Here is a 786-nt window from a genome sequence, read left to right on the forward strand (position 1 = left end):
CAACGGCTCGCATCAGCCTGCAGCACGTCAACCGCGCGGGCATCCAACCAACGGCGAAAGTCATCCTGCGTGTAGCCATATTCTCCCGCTGCCACGTCGATCTGCGCGGGCATGGCCTCCCGCAGTGCACGAAGACCCGCGATGTCGTCGGAAGACACGGGTTCTTCGAACCACTGCACGCCCTCGCTTACAAACGTGTTGGCCAGATGCTGCGCCTGTTTCACCGAAAAGGCGCCGTTCGCATCCACGAATAGTCCTCGATCGCCGATTACCTCACGCGCAGCGTGTACCCGCCGCGGATCGCGGCCAGGATCCGTGCCGATCTTCATCTTGACCCAGCGGCATCCTTCAGTGGCGACCCAGCCTTCGAACTGCGCTTGCAATTGCTCATCCGAGTAACTCGTGAAACCGCCACTGCCATAAATCGGCACCGCGTCACGCTCTGTTCCTAGGAGCTGGACAAGCGGTAAGTCGAGGAGCTTCGCCTTCAGATCCCAGAGCGCGCAGTCGAGCGCAGAGATCGCGGTCGCCGCAAGACCCGAACGGCCGATGTTGCGCACGGCGCGTTGCATGGCAAGCCAGCGCGCGGGGACATCCGTACTCGAGCGATCCAATAAGGTTTCCGCCAACGCGCCCCGAATGAGACTGACTGCGCACGAGTCCGTATAGGTGTAGCCGATGCCGGTCTTGCCTTGGGCGTCGACTTCGGCGACGACCAACGTGGTCGCATTCCAGGCGAAAGTGCCGTCCGCTTCCGGCGCGTCAGTGGGGATCTTGAAAGCCTGA

At 62.1% G+C, this 786-nt stretch carries 1 protein-coding gene; it reads right to left on the minus strand.

The window, feature by feature from the left end; all coding sequences use genetic code 11:
• Positions 1-786 (minus strand): enolase C-terminal domain-like protein (locus tag AWB74_RS44990; RefSeq protein WP_061152851.1); only part of this gene is annotated, 786 nt, incomplete at both ends.

Origin of the sequence: Caballeronia arvi (assembly GCF_001544695.2) — a bacterium.
In the GTDB taxonomy this organism is placed as follows: domain Bacteria; phylum Pseudomonadota; class Gammaproteobacteria; order Burkholderiales; family Burkholderiaceae; genus Caballeronia; species Caballeronia arvi.